Source organism: Corynebacterium sp. HMSC071B10 (genome assembly GCF_001814825.1).
Lineage (GTDB): Bacteria > Actinomycetota > Actinomycetes > Mycobacteriales > Mycobacteriaceae > Corynebacterium.
Genome location: NZ_KV817950.1, coordinates 1 through 2376, shown reverse-complemented (window position 1 = coordinate 2376; position 2376 = coordinate 1). Strand labels below are relative to the sequence as shown.

The 2376-nt window shown below is 65.4% G+C and carries 3 protein-coding genes; all 3 read right to left on the bottom strand.

Going from position 1 to position 2376, the window contains the following annotated elements:
- Positions 1–430: 430 nt before the first annotated feature.
- Positions 431–796 carry a hypothetical protein gene (locus tag HMPREF2990_RS01180; protein WP_141757743.1) on the bottom strand — a complete coding sequence of 122 codons (366 nt, stop codon included), beginning with the start codon at positions 794–796 and terminating at the stop codon, positions 431–433.
- Between the two features lie 122 nt (positions 797–918).
- Positions 919–1872, bottom strand: coding sequence for a P-loop NTPase family protein (locus HMPREF2990_RS01175; RefSeq protein ID WP_070762287.1), 954 nt, complete (start codon positions 1870–1872; stop codon positions 919–921).
- Between the two features lie 188 nt (positions 1873–2060).
- Positions 2061–2376, bottom strand: a 316-nt coding sequence (locus HMPREF2990_RS12835) for a hypothetical protein (protein ID WP_168167098.1), incomplete at its 5' end; no start/stop codon positions are given.

Genomic DNA, 2376 nt, shown 5'->3' with positions numbered 1-2376 from the left:
CCCCCCCGCTTACACCGGGCCAGAGCACACCGTTAGAGGGTGCAAATCATCACGAGCACATGACCGCCAGGCACTCCCGTACGCCGCGAGGATACGGGGCAAAGGGCTGCCGCGCCTGGGTGGAACACACGAGATCGCGCTGACGCTCCAGCGTCTCCAGAGTCCTGTGCACATGCCGCCAGCGCGCGGGAGTAATGCCCCGCGCCAGTCAGTGACCAACCGACCGACCGACGGAACGCGTACGTCCTACTGCCCCTGTCCCCATAGCCACCTAAAAAGGTGCCTGGGCAGGGCGCTCCCTGCCCTCCCTCCCTCAGGAAGCACGGGGGCGTGGGCGGTCGTTTCGGTCGTTTTTCAAAATCGAACGCGCAGGCGGTGAGAACCTCAAAATTCGGCCCGGTGTTCGAGAGCGCCCGCGAGGGTGTCCGGGCTACTCGTTACCCTCGTCAGCAGCCAGACCGCGCGCGAGAGCGTCAGCTACGAGAGCCTGCACCGAGACCCCGCGCGAGACCGCGCGAGCCTTGACCTCCTGGACGAGATCAGCAGGCAGGCGAGTGGTGAACGCCACCAACTCGACCGGCTCCGGGGCAGGCGCGATAGCCGACACCAGCGCGACGAGCGCGACGCGGGACATCTGGCGGGCACCAGCAGCCACGTCGGGCGCGAGGTCAGCGACCAGGTCGATCAGGTCGGCGCGGGCGGGATCGTCACCCAGGCGGTCGGCCAGGTCAGGCCGGGACGCGCGCAGGTCAGCCAGGGCGGACTCGAAAGCAGCGGTGTCTTTTTTCGTTGCCATGACTGTAATCATAGCAAACCTTACAACGTAATGCAAGCATGAAAACAACGTAATGTTTACATGCAAACGTTTACGTAGAATGTTTACAATGATTGCAGGGCATGCAAGGCTGTCCAGTATCGCTAAAACCCCACCATAGGGGGCGGTTCTGCCGTCATGCGGGCCATGACCTCGGCGGACGGTATTTCGGTCACCGTGACGTTATCCCACGACCCTGCCCAATGCTCCACGAGATGGAGACGACGGGCTAGGGCGGCGCGCTGCGCTTTCGGCGCTTCGGGGTACCAGTCCCAGGGCTGCGCATTGGTGCAAAGCACCACGCGCAAATAAGCCGCAGGACGCGACCTGTAGCGGGCGGGGAGATCCACGGGATACCGGTCGAGCCAGGTCAGAAGCGCAGAAATCGAGGGCTGACCAGCGAATTCGTCGAGAATCAGCGAATCTTGCCCGTCGTAGCCGTCGAAAGCACCCGGCCCCCAGTGGGTCACCCTGCAGACCGAGCCGAGCGCCTGCAGGCCTTGAATCGCTGCCGAGGTCTTGCCCGTCCCGGTATCGCCATAAATCACTCTGACCTGCACGTCTCGTGTCCCAGACCCCAGACGAGCGCGGTCACGAGCAGCGACGAGGTCGGCCGTCATGCGCCCGTGTCGCCAGGCGGTCGCGTCGTCCATGATGAGACCGTCCACGGTCTCCTGGCCGTCGAGAATCCGCGCCCGCAGATCGTCCAGATCAGACCGGTGACCTTGGCCCGGCCCGACCTCGATCAAGCCCTTGACCAGGGGCGGTTCGTCCTCCACGCGGGTATCGGCCTTTTGCACGTAAGCCACGCATTTCGCCAGTTCACGCGCGGTTTCCAGGTGTGCCGTCGGCAAGCGGTTTTTGAGCGTAGAGAATCTGATCGGCTGCTCATGTACCAGCAAAATCTGCCAGTGCAGATAGCCCGACTCCGCCCGCTCCATCTGGCCCAGATACGCCGTGTACGGCTCTAGTGCGTCCTCGATCTGCTCCCGCGAGACCCCCGCGTCCCCCTCCGCTGGCACCGTCAACATCCAGCGCCGTGCCCTGTCCGTGGACATAAAAAACCCTCTCTGACCTGCTCATATAAGCGTCTTGTCACAAGTCCGGAAGTGGGCCTGTAGTACTAAGGCCCACCAGCGCGGCCCGCTACGCGGGCCGGTTCGCGGGGGTGCTCGCGCCTGCGGTGCTCGGGCGCTTCGCGCCCTCCGCTCCTCGTCGCTGCGCTCCCCGCTGCACGTCGCCCCGGCTAATCCGGTGCCGGAGCCGGAGCCGGTTCGCAGCGCACCACGCCCCCGCCTAGTGCTCCGACCCGTACCGGCGCGCCCCAGTGCGCCGACAGCGCCGCGATCACGCCCGGCGGTACGCCCCGGTAAAGGCGGTAGTCCACGCGGAAATCGACACGTGACGGTGCGATCTGAACCGTGGTCAGGCCTGCGCGGTCGAGCGCGGTGACGCACTGGGACACGACGGAGCCGGTGGCGCGGGTGGCACGATTACGCTGGTCAGCGTATGCCCAGTAGGCGACCACGAGCAGCACGCCAAGCAGCAGCCAACCCATGCCG

Excerpts from the sequence above, each read along its gene's own strand:
- HMPREF2990_RS01180 (WP_141757743.1), bottom strand. The coding sequence starts at position 796 with ATGGCAACGAAAAAAGACACCGCTGCTTTCGAGTCCGCCCTGGCTGAC.
- HMPREF2990_RS01175 (WP_070762287.1), bottom strand. The coding sequence starts at position 1,872 with ATGTCCACGGACAGGGCACGGCGCTGGATGTTGACGGTGCCAGCGGAG.